We start from the raw sequence: 17,021 nt of genomic DNA, 5'->3' as shown, positions 1-17,021 counted from the left end.
TCTTTTCCGCTCTTTTCCATGATCCCGGTGATCCATTCAAAAAAGCCTGCGAATCCTTCTGCGTCATTTGTGAACACATAGGCCTTCTTTGAATACTCCATCCCTCTCCAGTCAAATGCTCTGGCATAGTGCTTTTCGCTGCCTACATCGATCCCGACAATTATTTTTTCTTCTCCTACTTGCAAAATCTTTTCATTTTGTGTATAATACATATAGAGGACACCTTTCTGTAGTTTGTATTACTAACTTTCGCATCGTCAGTATTTACATTCTACACTGAGGTGTTCTTTTTTGCAACCCCTTGATTTGTTTGGTTACAGGAAGCTCCATTATTAGAATTTAATGCCAGTCAGTTATTAAAATCCCCCGCGTCGCTTTGTTTTATTAACGACCCGTTTGATTTATGTTGATATTATAACCCATATCACCGCCTTTGTCAATTAAAAGCGCCGTAATTAAGCGTTTTAAGCCTAATCTTTGTAGCCTTGACTAAATTTTGGCGCGTAGTTTGTGCAGTATTTTGTGTTTATTCACACAACGTTTAACAAAATCACTCCGCGCCCTATTTTCAGGGGATATATCTGTTTACATCAAATTCATTCTTGTACAGAATATACAAATAATATGTCTGATTTTTTACGCTACAACTTTCCTCTTTGATATTGCGAATAATTTACATATATGTTATAATTTATTACAGTGGTGCGGATAAGCACCCGCTTATATACGGTCTGTTTTGAACGAGTTATCAATTATAAATAAGATCGCAGCCAAAAACGAGGGCGGCATCAAAAATGCCCCCAAAAGCATTAATATCATAAATATGCGGAGGTAAACAATATGGCTCAGACATCTACACAGGTGGTATGCCCAAATTGCGGAGGAACTATGCAGTTCGACCCGACAGCGGGCAAACTTAAATGTATATTCTGTGATTCCCTGTTCACTCAGGAGGAAGCCGAGGCTTTCTTCAATCAGCAGAACGAGGAAGAAGAGATAAAGGAATCAGGCAGCGACTGGGGCGACCTGGCTGAAAACATGAGGGCGTACAGCTGCAACACCTGCGGTGCGGAGATCATCTGCGACCAGAACACTGCGGCTACAAAGTGCCCTTACTGCGATAATACCACAGTCATCGAAGCACAGTTCTCGGGAGCAATAAAGCCCGATTTCGTTATACCTTTCGCTTTCACCAAGGAACAGGCGATGGAGAAATACAAAAGCTATTACGAAAAGCGCAAGCTGATACCCAAGGACTTCCTCACAGGAAGCAAAGTCGAGGAAATACAGGGCGTGTACGTGCCTTTCTGGCTGTATGACGGTTCGGTAAACATCGATGCCGAGTTTGAAGCCGCCGACAAGACGGAGACACAGACAGAGATAATACGCAAGATATACAAGGCTGACCGCCGCGGCACTGTAAGTTTCGAGAATGTGCCTGCGGACGCATCCAAGCGTATGCCCGATGATATCATGGATTCCGTCGAGCCTTTCACTTTCGCCGATCTCAAACCATTTTCCATGACCTATATGCCCGGATTCCTGGCAGAGCGTTTTGACGTTGAGGGCGATGACGATCTGCAGAGAGCAGAAAAGCGTGTTGTAAACTCCGCAAAGCAGAAGACCAAGGAGACCGTAAAGCACAACGAAGTCACCGAAAAGCGCGGTGATTACAAGGTAAACTATACCAAAAAGAAGTACGCTATGCTGCCTATATGGTATCTCACCACATCCTGGGAGGGCAAGCAGTGGAACTTTGCTATGAACGGTCAGACAGGCAAATTCACAGGAGACCTCCCTATCGATAATACAAAACTGGGACTGATAACAGGCGGTTCGGCTATAGCTGTGGCAGTGGTGATGTACCTTATCATGAAAGCACTCCTTGTGCCCATAATCGCCGCACTGATAGTCGGTCTTATAGTATGCTTCTCACTGAGGGGCAGCATGAAGCCTGTTCACAACGCAACCCAGGCAAATGAGTATATGGAGAAAAACGTACATCTGGTACTCTCCAACGATACCTACCTGCGTACCGAGCGCAAACAGAAACAGCAGAACAATTCGTCTTCGGGCGGATAGAAATATCTTCACCATACAAAGCCGCATCAGCCGTACAAAAGGCTGATGCGGCTTTTACGCTTGAAAAAATATGCGTGCTGTGATATCATATACTATGTTACAAAAAATAATCAGCGATATGAGGTGCCGCAAATGGGCGAATACACACATATAATACACAGCTTTGAACCTATATATAATGAAAACAGCCGCGTGCTGATACTTGGCAGTCTGCCCTCGGTGAAGTCGCGGGAAGAGAGATTTTACTACGGACACCCCCGCAACAGGTTCTGGAAAGTTACGGCTACATTGGTCGGGAAGCCTGTGCCTGTGACCACCGAGGAAAAGAAGGCTTTCCTTTTGGATTCCCGTATCGCGGTATGGGACGTTATCGCCGAATGTGATATTATCGGGTCATCGGATGCAAGCATAAAAAACGTAAAGGCGGCGGATATTTCGGTGATAACTGCCCTTTGTCCCGATATAGCCATATTTGCCAACGGCGGGACGGCCTCCGCGCTGTATGACAGGCATATCCTGCCGATAACCGAACGTCCAGCAGTGCGTCTGCCATCCACCAGCCCTGCTAATGCGGCATGGAGTACGGAACGTCTTACAGAGGAATGGAAAAGGGTGCTTCTTCCAGTTCTTTTCCATAATTAGGCTAATTATATTAATTTATTCTTAATCATGCGTTAAAACCCCAAAACAGCGGTATTTCACGCTTGACATAGACCGCAAAAAATGATATACTGAAGATTGGTCATTTTAATATTATTATACTTAATAATCAGAGACAACATTAACAGTATGGAGGTAAAAAAATGAGAAGTAAAAGATTTCTCGCAGCTGCTGTTTCATTAGTCATGGCAGCAGGTCAGTTCTCGGTAGGTGCATTCGCTGAAAATCCCGAAGAAAACACCACATCAGCATTATCCACTGACGGCGATACAACAGGTGAACAGGACGCAACTGCCAGCGATGAAGAATCAAAAAGCTACGACATAGGCGATGTAAACGGCGACGGTAAAATAGATATCAACGACATCGTAAAAATTGCCGCTCACATCAAAGCACGCAAGGCGCTCAGCGAAAAAGGTATCGTAGCTGCTGATATCAATGCAGACGGCAAGGTCAACATTACCGACCTCACCCTTACTGCGGCTCACGTAAAGGGCAAGAGGAATATATCGGCATACACCGATCTGCCTGTGGTAAAGAATCCCCGCGAGAAGCAGACAGATGTCAAGCTCATAGAATTCAACGTTGATAAAAATACAAAGACTATATCCTGGAACGCTGCTGCTGACATGACGAACTACAATGTTCAGTTCACCAACGGCGACAAGACCAAGGAACTCAATACACGCAATACCAGCACGAGCATACCCTACGATATGTTCAAGGACGGCAAGCTGACAGTCAACATAACTCCTTCAAGGCTGGTATGGACCGAGGACGGCACACGTACCTATGATTACGGCGATACCATCGGTTATCTGCTGAAGATAAAGCCCGAGATGATACACGGCACCATCACTGTTACCGATGAAAAAGGCAAGGCTAAGATAGACTGGCCCGCAGCTGATTTCGCGGCAGGCTATCACGTATACGATATAACCAACACCGCAAGCGGCGGCAAGCCCAAGCTTATCGCTGATACCGATACAGATCAGCTCATCACCGACTTCCCCACAAACGGCACAATTAAGCTGCTGATAGTTCCTTTCAACTCTGTGGGCGAAGCAGAGGGCGTAAACGCAGAAATGACAGGCGGCACTGTTACCGAGCCCGATCCTGTTGCCGATCTGGCAGCTCCTACTTTCGGCGGCTACTATTATGTCAGCAATACCAACAGTGCAACCCTGAACTGGAATGCAGTATCGGGCGCTGAGGGCTATGAAGTATCTATACAGATAGACGGCAAGTGGGTAACTTACGATGCTAAAACATACAGAAACTTCAAGTTCACAAGTCTCGAATCCTGTACAGGCTACAAGACCAGAGTTCGTGCTTATAAGACAGTAAACGGCAAGAAAGCTTACGGCACTTATTCAAATACCGTTACCGTTATAACCGATGGTTATGTTAAGTGCATCTCGGCTACACCAATTTATGCCAGCGCAAGCACCGGCAGTACAAAACTCGGTAATCTGTCCGTTGGTGACACTATCATGCAGACAGACCTGCCTTCCGGCGGCTGGACAAAAGTGTTCCTGCCTAACTCCAACGGCACTCAGGTAGGTTATGTTCCTACTAACTGCCTTAGCTCAAATTCCAGCACAGACCCTGTTGCAGATCTGGCGGCACCTACATTAAACAGCTATTTCTATTACAGTGATACAACCACTGCGACTTTTATGTGGAATGCAGTTTCGGGCGCTGATGGCTATGAGGCATCTATCCAGATAAACGGCAAGTGGGTAGCATACAATACAACCGCTCAGAAATATACATTCACAAGCCTTGCATCCTGCACAGGTTTCAAGACAAGAGTTCGTGCTTACAAGAATGTCAACGGTCAGAAGGCTTACGGTAAGTACTCAACTACTGTAACCGTAGTTACCGATGGCTACGTAAAGTGTACCACTGCTACACCAATTTATGCCAGCGCAAGCACCGGCAGTACAAAGGTCGGTAGTCTGTCAGTCGGCGATACTATCATGCAGACAGATCTGCCTTCCGGTGGCTGGACAAAGGTATTCCTGCCTAATTCCAACGGCACTCAGGTAGGTTATGTTCCTACTAACTGCCTTAGCTCAAATTCCAGCACAGACCCTGTTGCAGATCTGGCGGCACCTACATTAAACAGCTATTTCTATTACAGTGATACAACCACTGCGACCTTTATGTGGAATGCAGTTTCGGGCGCTGATGGCTATGAGGCATCTATTCAGATAAACGGAAAGTGGGTAGCTCACAATACTACCACTATTAGCTACAAGTTCACAAACCTTGCTTCCTGCACAGGTTTCAAGACAAGAGTTCGTGCTTACAAGAATGTCAACGGTCAGAAGGCTTACGGTAAGTACTCAACTACTGTAACCGTGGTAACCGACGGCTACGTAAAATGTACCACCGCTACTCCAATTTATGCCAGCGCAAGCACCGGCAGCACAAAACTCGGTAATCTGTCAGTCGGCGATACTATCATGCAGACAGATCTGCCTTCCGGTGGCTGGACTAAGGTCTTCCTGCCTAATACCAACGGCACTCAGGTAGGTTATGTTCCTACTAACTGCCTTAACGGAGATTCCGGCTCAGACCCTGTTGCAGATCTGGCGGCACCTACATTAAACAGCTATTTCTATTACAGTGATACAACCACTGCGACCTTTATGTGGAATGCAGTTTCGGGCGCTGATGGCTATGAGGCATCTATTCAGATAAACGGAAAGTGGGTAGCTCACACTACTACCACTATTAGCTACAAGTTCACAAACCTTGCTTCCTGCACAGGTTTCAAGACAAGAGTTCGTGCATATAAGACTGTTAACGGTCAGAAAGCATACGGCAAGTACTCAACTACTGTAACCGTGGTAACCGATGGCTACGTAAAGTGTACCACCGCTACACCAATTTATGCCAGCGCAAGCACAGGCAGCTCCAAGCTCGGCAATCTGTCCGTTGGGGACACCATAATGCAGACAGACCTGCCCGCAAATGGCTGGACTAAGGTCTTCCTGCCTAATACCAACGGCACTCAGATAGGTTATGTACCGACCTCCTGCATCAATGGCTCTTCTAACAGCAAGGGCTATGTTAACCACGATTTGACCGTGATCAACCAGGACGGCTATCTTGGCGGAAATCCCGCTGTGCTGGGCTGTGAGGAAACTGCTCTCGCATCGGTACTGAACTACCAGTTCAATATAAACGTCAGTAAAAACACACTGATAAACTATTATATGCCCGAACAGGCATTCTCCAACGGTACTATCAATGTTGACCCCAACTACTGCTTCTGGGGTTCGCCTTACCATATGGAGGGCAGTGTGGGCTACGGCTGCTATGCTCCACTGATAGCACAGTCAGCTAACCAGTATCTTAAAGCTATCGGTGTTCGCGGAAATTACAATATCTCTCTGAATACCGATTATTACACCGGCAACAACGTCAACAACCTGAAATTCGACCCCACTAAACTCGACCTCGGCGATACCAAAGTCAGCGGCGGACTTGACCTCAACGGCCTGAAAAAAGAGCTGGACAAGGGCAACAACCCCATAATCTGGTACTCCGAAGTTGATCCATATGCTGTATGCACCCAGACCCTTACAGCGGGTCAGGAGTACACCAACCCTGGTTCAGGCACATATAAGTTCACATGGTTCGGCAGACAGCATACCGTTGTACTGATGGGCTACGATGATGCCAACAAATGCTTTATCATCGGAAATGTTGAAAACTTCGACAGGACCAGCTTTTACGGCTTGACACAGACTATTTCCTATGATAAATTCATGGATTCCTACAACACCCTTGGCAGACAGACCGTAATTATTTCCAAAAAATAAAATATAAAGACAAGGCACTTCCGTCAGTATCCTGACAGAAGTGCCTTTTTTCGGTTATTTCGGTACGGACATAAATACCCTGAAGCCTTTTTCGGTGGCTGTATAATTAATAGTGCCGCCGATGCTTGCCGCGCGTTCACGCATATTTTCAAGACCTATGCCCGTCTGGGCTATCTCGCCGCATTTGCCGTTATCTTCAATGGCAAGGCGGTAAAACGCAGGGTGTTCCTGAACGGATACATTTATCCTGTCGCCCTTGGAATATTTCACCGCATTTGAAAGACTTTCCTTAACAACGCCAAGTATACACAGCTTGACGTTTCCCGCGGCTTTTCCGGACATATCGTAATCAAGCTTTACCGTGAACCTGCCATCCACAGCGGAGATAGCTTCCTCGATGCCCCTGCGCAGGTCTATGGAATCATCATGCAGGTCATGAACGCTCTGACGTATGCTGGTCATGGCGTTATCCAGGGTGGTTTTCAGGCTTTCCAGCGGTTCTTTCAGCTGTTCGTCCTTATTTATTATCATAAGCGCCCCAGCCTGCAAAAGAGACCTTGTAAGCATATGCCCCACATTATCGTGAATCTCGCGGGCTATACGGTTCCTCTCTTTCAGGGTGGCTATATGTATTTCGCTGTCCTGAGCGCGTGCGATTGCTTCGTTGGTATTTTTCAGCTGCATATTCTTCTCGGTGACTTCGTCCCTCAGTGACCTCAGCTTATCCACGGTTTCTTCAAGCTTCGATACCCGCAGATATATCATCACCGTGACTGCGCACCCCGCCGCTGAAAGCGCAAGCTGTGAAGCATCGGGTTCAGCCATGAAATAGGTAAGCCCGCAGAGTATCAGCTGCCATTTGCCCTCCCAGAGAGCGTCATAAAGCAGCAGCGGCAGCATACACACCATAGGCGGAAGAACTCCGCAAAGAGCAGCGCATACTGCTAACAGCACAGCCGTCAGCTTACGCCCCGGAAGAAGCTGTGCCAGTGCCGAAACGCTCAGTGCAGGCAGCATAGCCGCAACTTCCTTTATAGATGATCCGCTGTGTATAAATCCCGTAAAACATATAAGCACTATCGCCAGCTTTTCATACAGTCTTTTCACCGCACACACCTCCCCTGCCCTGCTTAATATGCCGACAAATATAATTTTACACGATTTTCAGGGCTATGTCAAGGCAGCAGAAAGCAGCGCAGAGAAGCTCCGTCGGACTTGCAGCCCTCCCTTAACGCTGCAAGCCCGTGCCTTGTGCGTTTCGGGTCAGGAACTCCTCTGCCCTGCTTTCCTGATACATTATCGGCAGGGCTGTGCGCTAAGCGGCGTCGGGGAGCAGTTCTCTGTCCTTGAAGAACAGCGAGATGCACCATATCGCGGATATAGCCACCAGTGTGTAGACTATCCTCGACAAAAATGCAGCCTGTCCGCCGAAGATGAAAGCCACCAGGTCAAATTCAAATATACCCAGCAGACCCCAGTTTATGCCGCCAACTATAAGCAGCGCAAGAGCTATCCTGTCCAGCATTTGTACCATTCCTTTCTTTCGGCTGATGCCGCCCTGTTTTTCATATATCCCATTCAAAGCACGTTTACGCTGTATCGCGGATATTCCTCAGTTTCAGAGCAGCACGCTTGCCGTTGCTGATTTTATTATGAACAGTTTATCAAGAAATATGCACAATTAAAAGAGCAATTTTTGGCAAGCCGTAAAAAGTTTAGACTTTATTTCGTAACAAAAATAAAAGAATATGAAACATGACTATTTTTCCCAATTGTTAATAAAAGTAAAGAATTTAAGGCATTTTTATGGTATCCTATAATTCTATGTAGCATATGCCTACGCAAAAAAATGAAAATTGTGCAAGACGCCGAATTTTGCGAATTTCCGAAAAAAACTTTCCATACCCCTTGACTTTTGAGGCAAAAGCGATTATAATATAGATGGTGTTAAGGAAATCGAATAATCAGATTGATTTAACATCCGTTTTGTTGTCTCCTTTCTTTTGTTCTACACATAGTTTTTTTGTTTTATTTTCCGCAGGTCACCGTTGACCTGCTATTTTTTTGCCTACTTTTCCTCAGCGCGGTTTTTGGCTTGCATTGACGTGGGTTTTGTGATATAATATTTCCGGATGTTTTACGGCAGATGTGGCGAAGGGGTAACGCGGTCGCGGGTGCGTGGTCGGTTAAATACGGCGGGGTATCTGCGGCGATCTCGCGGGTTCGATTCCCGTCATCTGCCATAGTTTTGTTGACTTGGTGAAATAGCTATGAAGAAAATCAAACCTATATATAAGTTCTTTATCTGTGTAATAACGTGCATTTTTATTTTTGTTTTTGGTACACGCCTGATATTTGGCGCTTTTCCGATCATTTATATTGATGGGGAAAGGTATTGGCTTTACAGTTCAGAGGTAATATTAAAACCATATATTCTGGATCAAAAAGAACTTGATAAGATCTCTCATTTTGTAAGGCTTAAAAGATTGTCAGTAGGAACATACAGAACAGACCTTTCTTGTCTGAATGGTTTGACCGGACTAGAAAAATTGAACCTGGATTTTACAAGTTCTGATGTTCGTGTTGTGGATTTTGAAAAACTTGAAACTTTTCCTGATTTAAAGTTTTTCAGCATAGTTTCCAATAATTTTGACGGTTCGTTTATAGAAAGATCAAAAGATCTGGAAGTATTATACATCACTTCTAACTTTGCTGTTAATTCTGAAAAAATATGGAATTGCCGCAAATTAAAAGAAGTAGTGATTGGTGTAAGAAGTGGAGAATTTTCATTTGACGGTGTTTCAAAACTTGATGATTTAGAGTTTCTTGTAATTTCAGATCATGGCGTGGACGAAACAGAAAAAGCATCAATAACAGGAACATCAGAACTTAGTAAATGTAAAAATTTATCAAAGCTTGTTTTGCTTTGTGATATTGATGATTATTCTTTTCTTAATGATATGCCTGCATTAAAAGAATTGACAGTATATGAAGGTGTATTGTCAGCGGATATCGAGAAGACATTGAAAGCCAAAGGTGTTGAAATCAAGTATAATGAACGCAATGATAAAAAAATTTAGAACCATAGTATTTCTGAAATGCAACAAATACAAGCGTCTTTACAAGATCTTGGATAATATGGAAAAATACGAGGTATTATATGAGGATAATTGTCACCGATGACGACAAGCTTGTGGCTTTGTCGCTGAAAACCATACTTGAAAGCACGGGACGCATAACCGTTGAGGCTATGGCTTCGGGGGGCGAGGAAGCTATTCGTCTGTATGACGAGCTGAGTCCCGATGTTATGCTGATGGATATTCGCATGGAGGGCATAACGGGGCTTGAAGCGGGCGAGAAGATACTCTCGGCGCACCCCGATGCAAAGCTTCTTTATCTCACCACTTTCAACGATGATGAATACATAGTAAAAGCCCTGAGCATGGGGGCTAAGGGTTATATGCTGAAGCAGGATTTTGAGGGTATCGCCGCCGCTCTTGAAGCTGTGGCAGGGGGACAAAGCGTTTTCGGTGAAAAGATAGTCAGCCGACTGCCCGAGCTTATGTCCCACAAAGAGGAATTCGACTTTGCAGCTCACGGCATCAGCGACAAGGAGCGGGAGATAATGGAAGCGGTGGCTTCGGGGCTCAGCAACAAGGAGATCGCAGCAGAGCTGTTCCTGGGCGAGGGCACTGTCAGAAACTATATCAGCAATCTGCTGGACAAATTACAGCTGCGTGACCGCACACAGCTGGCGGTTTACTATTATACAGAGGTGAAGAAATGAACATTCAGATATTCGGAAAGGCTAAAAGCTTTGATACCAAAAAGGCTGAGCGCTATTTCAAGGAGCGCGGAATAAAATTTCAGTCCATTGACCTTGTTAGCAAGGGCATGAGCAAGGGCGAGTTCGATTCGGTGCTGAAAGCTGTGGGCGATATAGAGAAGCTCATCGACCCCAAAGCAAAGGGCGAAACTGCCGACCTGCTTAAATACCTCGGCAGTATCGAGGAGAAGCGCGAGAAGCTTCTTGAAGAGCCCGCACTGATAGCCGCACCCGTTGTCCGCAACGGCAGACAGGCTACTGTGGGCTATTGTCCCGATGTCTGGAAAAACTGGGAATAGAATATTTTTTTCGGAGGTCGGCTGACCTCCGTTTTTCATATTGTTTCTATTTTTGAAGTAATTATTAAAATTTGAAAAAACATTTATATCTTAAACGTTATCTTCAAATTTATGCTGTTGATTTTAAATACCAAAAGTGGTATAATAGTCTACACAAACCACCATAAGTCCAAGATCTTCCAAGGAGGGATAATATGGCGACATTCGATTATACACCACACGGTGTATGTGCCAGAAAAATAACCTTTGATATCGTTGACGGCAAACTGCACGATGTCGGTTTTGTAGGCGGCTGCAACGGCAATCTGAAAGCTATCGGACTGCTGCTGGAGGGCAAAGACCCGAAGGAAGCTATAAGCCTGCTGAAAGGCAATGATTGCAGCGGAAGAGGAACTTCCTGTGCAGATCAGCTTGCCATAGCTGTGGAAAAGGCTCTGGCAGAAAATCCTTGATTCCCCCTGTGCTTTTCATAGTGCAGTGAGGGAGAGATCCCGTTTTACACAATATCATCGGTAATACGGGAACACATCAAACGCAAAACACCTCCGAACTACTTGGTTCGGAGGTGTTTTTGATGATCGTATATTTTGTCAGCCTCGGAGGGCTGCTCGATTGTTTACTCAGCCAGCAGCTTCTCTGCACTTGCCAGCTTTACACATACGGTAAAGAGCTTTGCAGCGATCTTCAGTTCCTCAACAGGAGGATATGTGGGAGCAACACGGATATTCTTGTCATCGGGATCCTTGCCGTATGGGAATGTTGCGCCTGCGCCTGTCAGTACAACGCCTGCTTCCTTACAAAGAGTAACTATGCGCTTTGCGGTGCCGTTCATAGCGTTGAAGCTTACGAAATATCCGCCGTTGGGCTTAGTCCACTCAGCTACACCCAGTTCGCCAAGCTCGTTTTCGAGGGTGTTGAGTACTACCTCAAAACGGGGAGCGATAAGTGCCTTGTGCTTCTTCATGTGCTCTTTAAGTCCCTCAAAATCGCCGAAGAACTTAACGTGTCTCAGCTGATTGATCTTATCGTGACCGATGGTCTGAACAGTCATCAGGGAGAGGATATACTTGATATTAGCCTCGCTTGCGCCCATAACTGCAACGCCTGCGCCCGCATAGCTGATCTTGGAAGTAGATGCGAACATAACAACTCTGTCGGGGTTGCCAGCAGCCTTGCATTCATCAAGAATGTTCAGCAGCTTATCGGGAGTATCAGTCAGGTGGTGAACGCAGTAAGCGTTATCCCAGAAGATACGGAAATCAGCTGCCTTGGGCTTGAGAGCGGCAAATCTCTTTACTGTTTCATCGCTGTAAGTAACACCTGTGGGGTTAGCGTACATAGGCACGCACCAGATACCCTTGATGCTGTCATCCTCAGCAACCAGCTTTTCGATCATATCCATATCGGGACCGTTCTCGTCGGTGGGGATATTTATCATCTCGATACCGAACTTCTGGCAGATAAGGAAATGTCTGTCATAGCCGGGAACTGGGCAGAGCCACTTGATCTTTCCCTGATCTCTCCAGGGCTTGGACTGCTCGTCAACACCGAAGAGCAGGTACTTAGCGATAGTATCATACATTATATTAAGGCTGGAGTTACCGAACACGATAAGCTCCTTCTCACTTACACCCAGCATAGGTGCAAAGAGCTTCTTTGCAGCAGGGATACCGTCAAGACCGCCGTAGTTCCTGCAATCAACGCCGTCATCATCAAAGCAGTCACTGCTCTTTGAAACGCAGGTCAGCAGACCTTCTGTGAGATCGAGCTGTTCAGCTGCGGGCTTACCTCTTGCCATATTCAGTGCAAGACCCTGAGCCTTATAGCCGTCGTACTCCTCCTGCACCTTATTTTTGAACTCCAGAAGCTGTTCACGGGACATCTCTGTTAACTTCATATTCTGTACCCTCCGAAATAATAAGCTAAAATACTGTCTTTTTCCGACTATTGTATTGTACTCTATTTTTTACGATTTTGCAAGTGAAAAAGGCTCATCCTGCAAAAAATCTCCGTTTTATACTAACAGGCGCCTACCCTTACCCCGAATATAGGCGAATTAGATAATCTAATTGCAAAAGTTTATGAAATATCTTTTAAGCGTTTGCCCAGAAGCGCTGACGCTCAATGAATAATGGATAGTGAATAATGAAAAATGGATAATTGTGGTATCGCCTTCGGCGATGTATTAATTTTTTGCTGATCCGGGAGTGCTTTTTCTCTGCTGATTATTTATCTTACAGGTCTTGAAAATTCGGGAATTTTGTGATATAATAACCGTGTATAAACAAAACAGATACAGTCCCCTTGTGGACAAAACACAAAAGGAAAAGGAGGCAGCAGCATGAGTCTTTTAGTTCCTATGATAACCAGAGGCGCTTTAGGCAGAAACGACCTCTTGAACAACTACGGCACGACAAACTTCGTACAGCCGCCTATAAACGACCTGACAGGTCTGATGAACCGCGGTGCCATGATGGGCGGAATGTCCGGAATGGGTATGCGCGGTATGTCTGGCATGGGCGGAGGTATCGTCAATCCCAGCTCTGTGGGCGGATTTGTGACAGGTGCGGCTGTTGGCGCGGTAGCTATGAGCGCAATGCAGAACGGCGGTCTTAACGGTGCGAACAGTATCGACCACCCTAACGGCGGCATGAACCGCAATATGAATCAGCCGCAGAATGGCTATCAGAATAACGGCTACAATAATCAGCCGCAGAACGGTTACCAGAACAACGGTTACAACAATCAGCCACAGAATGGTTACCAGAACAACGGCTACAACAATCAGCCGCAAAATAGCTACCAGAACAACGGCTACAACAATCAGCCACAGAACGGCTACCAGAACAACGGCTACAATAATCAGCCACAGAACGGCTATCAGAATAACGGCTATAACAATCAGCCGCAAAATGGTTACCAGAACAACGGTTACAACAATCAGCCACAGAACGGTTACCAGAATAACGGCTACAACAATCAGCCACAGAACGGCTATCAGAATAACGGCTATAACAATCAGCCACAGAATGGCTACCAGAACAACGGCTATAATAATCAGCCTTCGGGCGATCCTCTTGATGCGATCTTTACCCAGCCTCAGCAGCCTGTACGGAATCAGCCCCAGCCACCTCAGCAGAATCAGCCGCAGGGCGCTTGGGAACCTGTACGAAATACTCCCAGGGCAGGACAGACCAATTTCGGCGTACAGCAGCCTGTCAACAATGCAGCTGCAAGCTATGCTTCAAACCCTGCGAACAGCCGTCCGAACGTCAAGCGCAACCGCGCAGAATCCACAGGCGACAGGCTTGCAAAGGGTCAGAAATACTCCATCAAGGACAGGGATGGCAGACCCGCGGAACAGCTTAAGATATGCCTTGGCTGGGACGTCAAGGACGGCAGAGTCGAGCTTGATGCTTCGGCTTTCATGCTGGGGGACAACGGAAAAGTCCCCGGGGACGAGTGGTTCATCTTCTACGGTCAGCCCGACAGCCCGGACAACGGTCTGCACTACAAGATATTCAAGGACGACCCAAATTCACCAGATGATGCAGCTATCATCATGGATCTCAGCCGCGTAGACCAGAGGGTGACGAAGATCGCACTGGCGGTGACTATTTACGAAGCAGGGGCACATTCGCTGAATTTCGGCATGGTGCAGAACCTCTATGCACGTATACTTGACAGCCGCACAAACCGTGAGATAGCCTGCTTTAAAATGGACGAGTGCTATTCCTCGGTCACGGCGATGGTACTGGGTGAGCTTTACCGCTACAAGGGCGAATGGAAGTTCAACGCGGTAGGCTCGGGAGTAAACAAAGATCTGGCGGCGTTCTGCGGAATGTACGGCGTTGCGCTTGAATAGTCGAAAAGGAGAATACATCATGGTAATGTTTGAAACAGTCAACGAACTTTGTCTGAAAATAACCTGCCGCGGCGGCGGAGATTTTATATACACAAAAGCAGGCGCTTTTATCGGCGGCGAATGTATGGGTCCCAAGAACTACACATTCACAAAAGTAATGCTGGGACCTCAGGAGGGTTTCGGTCAGGCTCTGCTTGGTCAGCTGACACGTAGGATAACAGGCGAGAACCTGCCCCTGATGAAAGTTGAATTTCAGGGTGACAGCGTTACATATTACGCCAACGACCAGCAGCACGTAGTAGTTTACAAGCTTGAGCCTAACGAGACTATATCTATCGAGAGCGAGAATATACTTGCGTTCTCACGCGAGTGCAAGTACGGCGTGCGTTTTCTGGGTCAGGGCGTTATCTCCCAGAAAGGTCTTGCGACATCTACCCTGACAGGTCAGGGCAACGATTCATATGTAGCTATACTGGTGGATGGCAACCCGCTGGTGCTCAGCAATATACAGTCGGGTGCGACCCTTGAAGCTGACCCTGATGCAACAGTCTGCTGGATAGGCGCAGACCCCACTCTGAGGACCGATATCTCATGGAGAAACTTCATCGGACAGAGTTCGGGTGAATCCTATATGTTTGAATGGCCTCCTCAGGCACCTGCAACGGTCATCATACAGCCCGAGGAGCGTACATCGGGTGTTGATGTATCCATGGACGGCAGAGCTTCGGGCTCACGCCCCTCGGCACAGCGCAGACTTTACTGATAAAAACATCATAAAAAAACAACGGCCGCAGCGGAATGAACTCCGCAGCGGTCGTTTATTATTTTATATTATCAGTAGATACCACAGGAGTTAACAGTGATAAGACCCCAGTCCTCGGATACTTCGAAAACAATAAGTCCGCCGTTTGCCGAATGGTAGTAAAGGTCATTGAGGGTAGTTGTGTACTGCTCTGTCTTGCCTTCCTTTACAGGCTCGCCGTAGGCTGCCTTGATATCGGAGACTGTTGCGCCCCAGGTAAGTCCCTTATAAAGCTGAAGTGAGGGGAAAGATGTCTTGCCGTTCTTCTTGGCATCACCTATTGTGAAAACAGCACCCTTTGAAGGTCCTTCAACGATGAAACAGTTAGGATATGCAGAGTTTTCATACTGCTTATCGGAAGCACCTGTTGCCCAGCCGGAAGGTGCTGAGATGCCTGCGCTTGTGAAACTCTCGTTATCATAGGTCTTGCCGTCAAAAACGAACTGCTGCTCGTTTTTCAGGTCGGCAATAACAGGTGAGTTGGCATCGGGCTTGTCGTCCTCGGTAGAAGTAGTGGTCGTGGTAGCTTCCTCAGAGGGCTTTTCCTCAGTTGCAGAACCGCCGCCAATACCTGAGTATACAGTGATATCGGGTATCTCAGCTTCAATGCTTGCGATCATAGCGTCAAGCTCAGCGTCGAAATCATCGGAAAGAGTTGTAACTGCGCCCTCGGCAGAAGACTCCTCCACTGCGGGCTTGTCCTCAGACTCAGTCTTTTCGTCATCGGTCTTTTCCTCGGCACTTTCCTCAGCCTTAGAAGCTTCAGCAGCTGCTGCAGTAGTTGTAGTCTCATCCTTGTCAGAATTTCCGTTTTCGGGATTCTCGGTCAGTCCGCAGCCTGCAGCTGACATAGCAAGCATAAGCACAGTCATGCCAAGTGCGATCTTTTCAATAGTTTTACAGTTGTTCTTCTTCAAGTTGATCTGTCCTTTCTTTTACAGTAGTGATTTTTTCAACAGTGAAATTATACCACTAAAAAATTGTGTTGTCAATATTACCAGAACGTTAAATTAAAATAAAAGCATAATGACTAATTAACCATTATCTAAAAAAATATTGTTCGTGCATCACGCAGATTTTCGATGAAATCTGCGTGTCAGACCTCTCACAGTACAAACTCATTTGAACATATATTCAACATCAGAGAAAAAAGAACCACCCTTTGCGGATGGTTCTCTTTATAACGTTTCAGATATTACTGATCGTCGTTATCATCGTTCTTTCTGCGCTTGATAGCTATGAAGCAGAGAGCAACTGCTGCTGCGAATTCTGCTGTATTTACCAGAACTCTTGCGCCTGTATTGGGGTTGCCTGTGCTTGAAGCAGTAGATGTAGTAGCAGACGATGCCTTGCTGCTGGAATCCGCTGCGCTGCTGCTTGACGAATCAGCACTGCTGGAAGATTCGCTGCTTGAAGAATCGCTCTGGGATTCTTCTTCGGAGCTATCCTCAGGACCTTCGCCGCCGCGTTCCGAACTGTCGGTATCGGGGTTGGGCTTAGAGCTGCTGTCGTCGGTCTTCTTAGCGTCGTTAACAGTGATAGTATTGGTATCGCTATCAACATCGAAGAAGCCCTCGCCGCTGTCCTTATCGGTAGAATTCTCAACAACTGTTACCTTGCCGTTCTCTACCTTGAATGTCAGACTGCTGTC

14 protein-coding genes, 1 tRNA gene and 1 pseudogene are annotated in these 17,021 nt (G+C 46.4%); 10 read left to right on the top strand and 6 right to left on the bottom strand.

The features are described from left to right. A pseudogene (locus BM265_RS14730) lies at positions 1-212 on the bottom strand (IS110 family transposase); the annotation flags it as partial. Positions 213-840: 628 nt separating this feature from the next. Between BM265_RS14730 and BM265_RS14725 the strand changes: the two are divergent. The 3 genes from BM265_RS14725 (at position 841) to BM265_RS14715 (ending at position 6,578) form a co-directional block, all read left to right on the top strand. Next, entirely contained in the window at positions 841-2,082 is a 1,242-nt protein-coding gene (locus tag BM265_RS14725) for a TFIIB-type zinc ribbon-containing protein (RefSeq protein WP_074962723.1), read from the top strand. 132 nt (positions 2,083-2,214) lie between these two features. Continuing rightward, complete coding sequence (locus BM265_RS14720) at positions 2,215-2,724, top strand: DNA-deoxyinosine glycosylase (protein ID WP_074962721.1); 510 nt, start codon at positions 2,215-2,217, stop codon at positions 2,722-2,724. A 161-nt stretch (positions 2,725-2,885) separates the two neighbouring features. Next, entirely contained in the window at positions 2,886-6,578 is a 3,693-nt protein-coding gene (locus BM265_RS14715; RefSeq protein WP_074962719.1) for a dockerin type I domain-containing protein, read from the top strand. A 54-nt stretch (positions 6,579-6,632) separates the two neighbouring features. Here the strand turns inward: BM265_RS14715 and BM265_RS14710 are convergent, their stop codons facing one another. Together BM265_RS14710 and BM265_RS14705 are read right to left on the bottom strand one after the other, a co-directional pair. After that, on the bottom strand, positions 6,633-7,685 hold the full coding sequence (locus tag BM265_RS14710) for a sensor histidine kinase (RefSeq protein ID WP_074962717.1): 1,053 nt from the start codon (positions 7,683-7,685) through the stop codon (positions 6,633-6,635). A 208-nt stretch (positions 7,686-7,893) separates the two neighbouring features. Continuing rightward, entirely contained in the window at positions 7,894-8,103 is a 210-nt protein-coding gene (locus BM265_RS14705) for a DUF378 domain-containing protein (RefSeq protein WP_074830200.1), read from the bottom strand. Between the two features lie 617 nt (positions 8,104-8,720). On the opposite strand from BM265_RS14705, the gene BM265_RS20160 reads away from it, so the two are divergent. The 5 genes from BM265_RS20160 (at position 8,721) to BM265_RS14685 (ending at position 11,155) form a co-directional block, all read left to right on the top strand. After that, positions 8,721-8,820, top strand: a tRNA-OTHER gene (locus BM265_RS20160). 28 nt (positions 8,821-8,848) lie between these two features. Continuing rightward, positions 8,849-9,658, top strand: a complete 810-nt coding sequence (locus BM265_RS14700; RefSeq protein WP_074962714.1) for a leucine-rich repeat domain-containing protein — start codon at positions 8,849-8,851, stop codon at positions 9,656-9,658. Positions 9,659-9,738: 80 nt separating this feature from the next. Beyond that, positions 9,739-10,365 (top strand): response regulator, encoded by a 627-nt coding sequence (locus BM265_RS14695; protein WP_074962712.1) that lies wholly within the window; start codon positions 9,739-9,741, stop codon positions 10,363-10,365. Next, complete coding sequence (locus tag BM265_RS14690) at positions 10,362-10,703, top strand: arsenate reductase family protein (RefSeq protein WP_024857759.1); 342 nt, start codon at positions 10,362-10,364, stop codon at positions 10,701-10,703. Before BM265_RS14695 ends, BM265_RS14690 begins: the two co-directional genes overlap by 4 nt. Before the next feature lie 194 nt (positions 10,704-10,897). Then, positions 10,898-11,155, top strand: coding sequence for a TIGR03905 family TSCPD domain-containing protein (locus tag BM265_RS14685; RefSeq protein ID WP_074962710.1), 258 nt, complete (start codon positions 10,898-10,900; stop codon positions 11,153-11,155). A 164-nt stretch (positions 11,156-11,319) separates the two neighbouring features. Here the strand turns inward: BM265_RS14685 and BM265_RS14680 are convergent, their stop codons facing one another. Continuing rightward, complete coding sequence (locus tag BM265_RS14680) at positions 11,320-12,600, bottom strand: aspartate aminotransferase type Ic (RefSeq protein ID WP_074962708.1); 1,281 nt, start codon at positions 12,598-12,600, stop codon at positions 11,320-11,322. A gap of 444 nt (positions 12,601-13,044) precedes the next feature. On the opposite strand from BM265_RS14680, the gene BM265_RS14675 reads away from it, so the two are divergent. Together BM265_RS14675 and BM265_RS14670 are read left to right on the top strand one after the other, a co-directional pair. Continuing rightward, the gene (locus BM265_RS14675; protein ID WP_074962706.1) at positions 13,045-14,568 is read left to right on the top strand and encodes a TerD family protein; all 1,524 of its coding nucleotides are present in this window, start codon (positions 13,045-13,047) and stop codon (positions 14,566-14,568) included. Between the two features lie 19 nt (positions 14,569-14,587). Further along, positions 14,588-15,331, top strand: a complete 744-nt coding sequence (locus tag BM265_RS14670) for an AIM24 family protein (protein ID WP_074830215.1) — start codon at positions 14,588-14,590, stop codon at positions 15,329-15,331. A 71-nt stretch (positions 15,332-15,402) separates the two neighbouring features. Here BM265_RS14670 and BM265_RS14665 read toward each other — a convergent pair whose 3' ends face one another. Both BM265_RS14665 and BM265_RS20155 read right to left on the bottom strand, forming a co-directional pair. After that, positions 15,403-16,287 (bottom strand): hypothetical protein, encoded by an 885-nt coding sequence (locus BM265_RS14665; protein ID WP_074962705.1) that lies wholly within the window; start codon positions 16,285-16,287, stop codon positions 15,403-15,405. Between the two features lie 278 nt (positions 16,288-16,565). Beyond that, on the bottom strand, positions 16,566-17,021 hold a 456-nt coding region (locus BM265_RS20155; RefSeq protein ID WP_177219599.1), incomplete at its 5' end, for a hypothetical protein.

Source organism: Hominimerdicola alba (assembly GCF_900112155.1).
In the GTDB taxonomy this organism is placed as follows: domain Bacteria; phylum Bacillota; class Clostridia; order Oscillospirales; family Ruminococcaceae; genus Hominimerdicola; species Hominimerdicola alba_D.
This window is presented reverse-complemented; position numbering and strand designations above follow the sequence as displayed.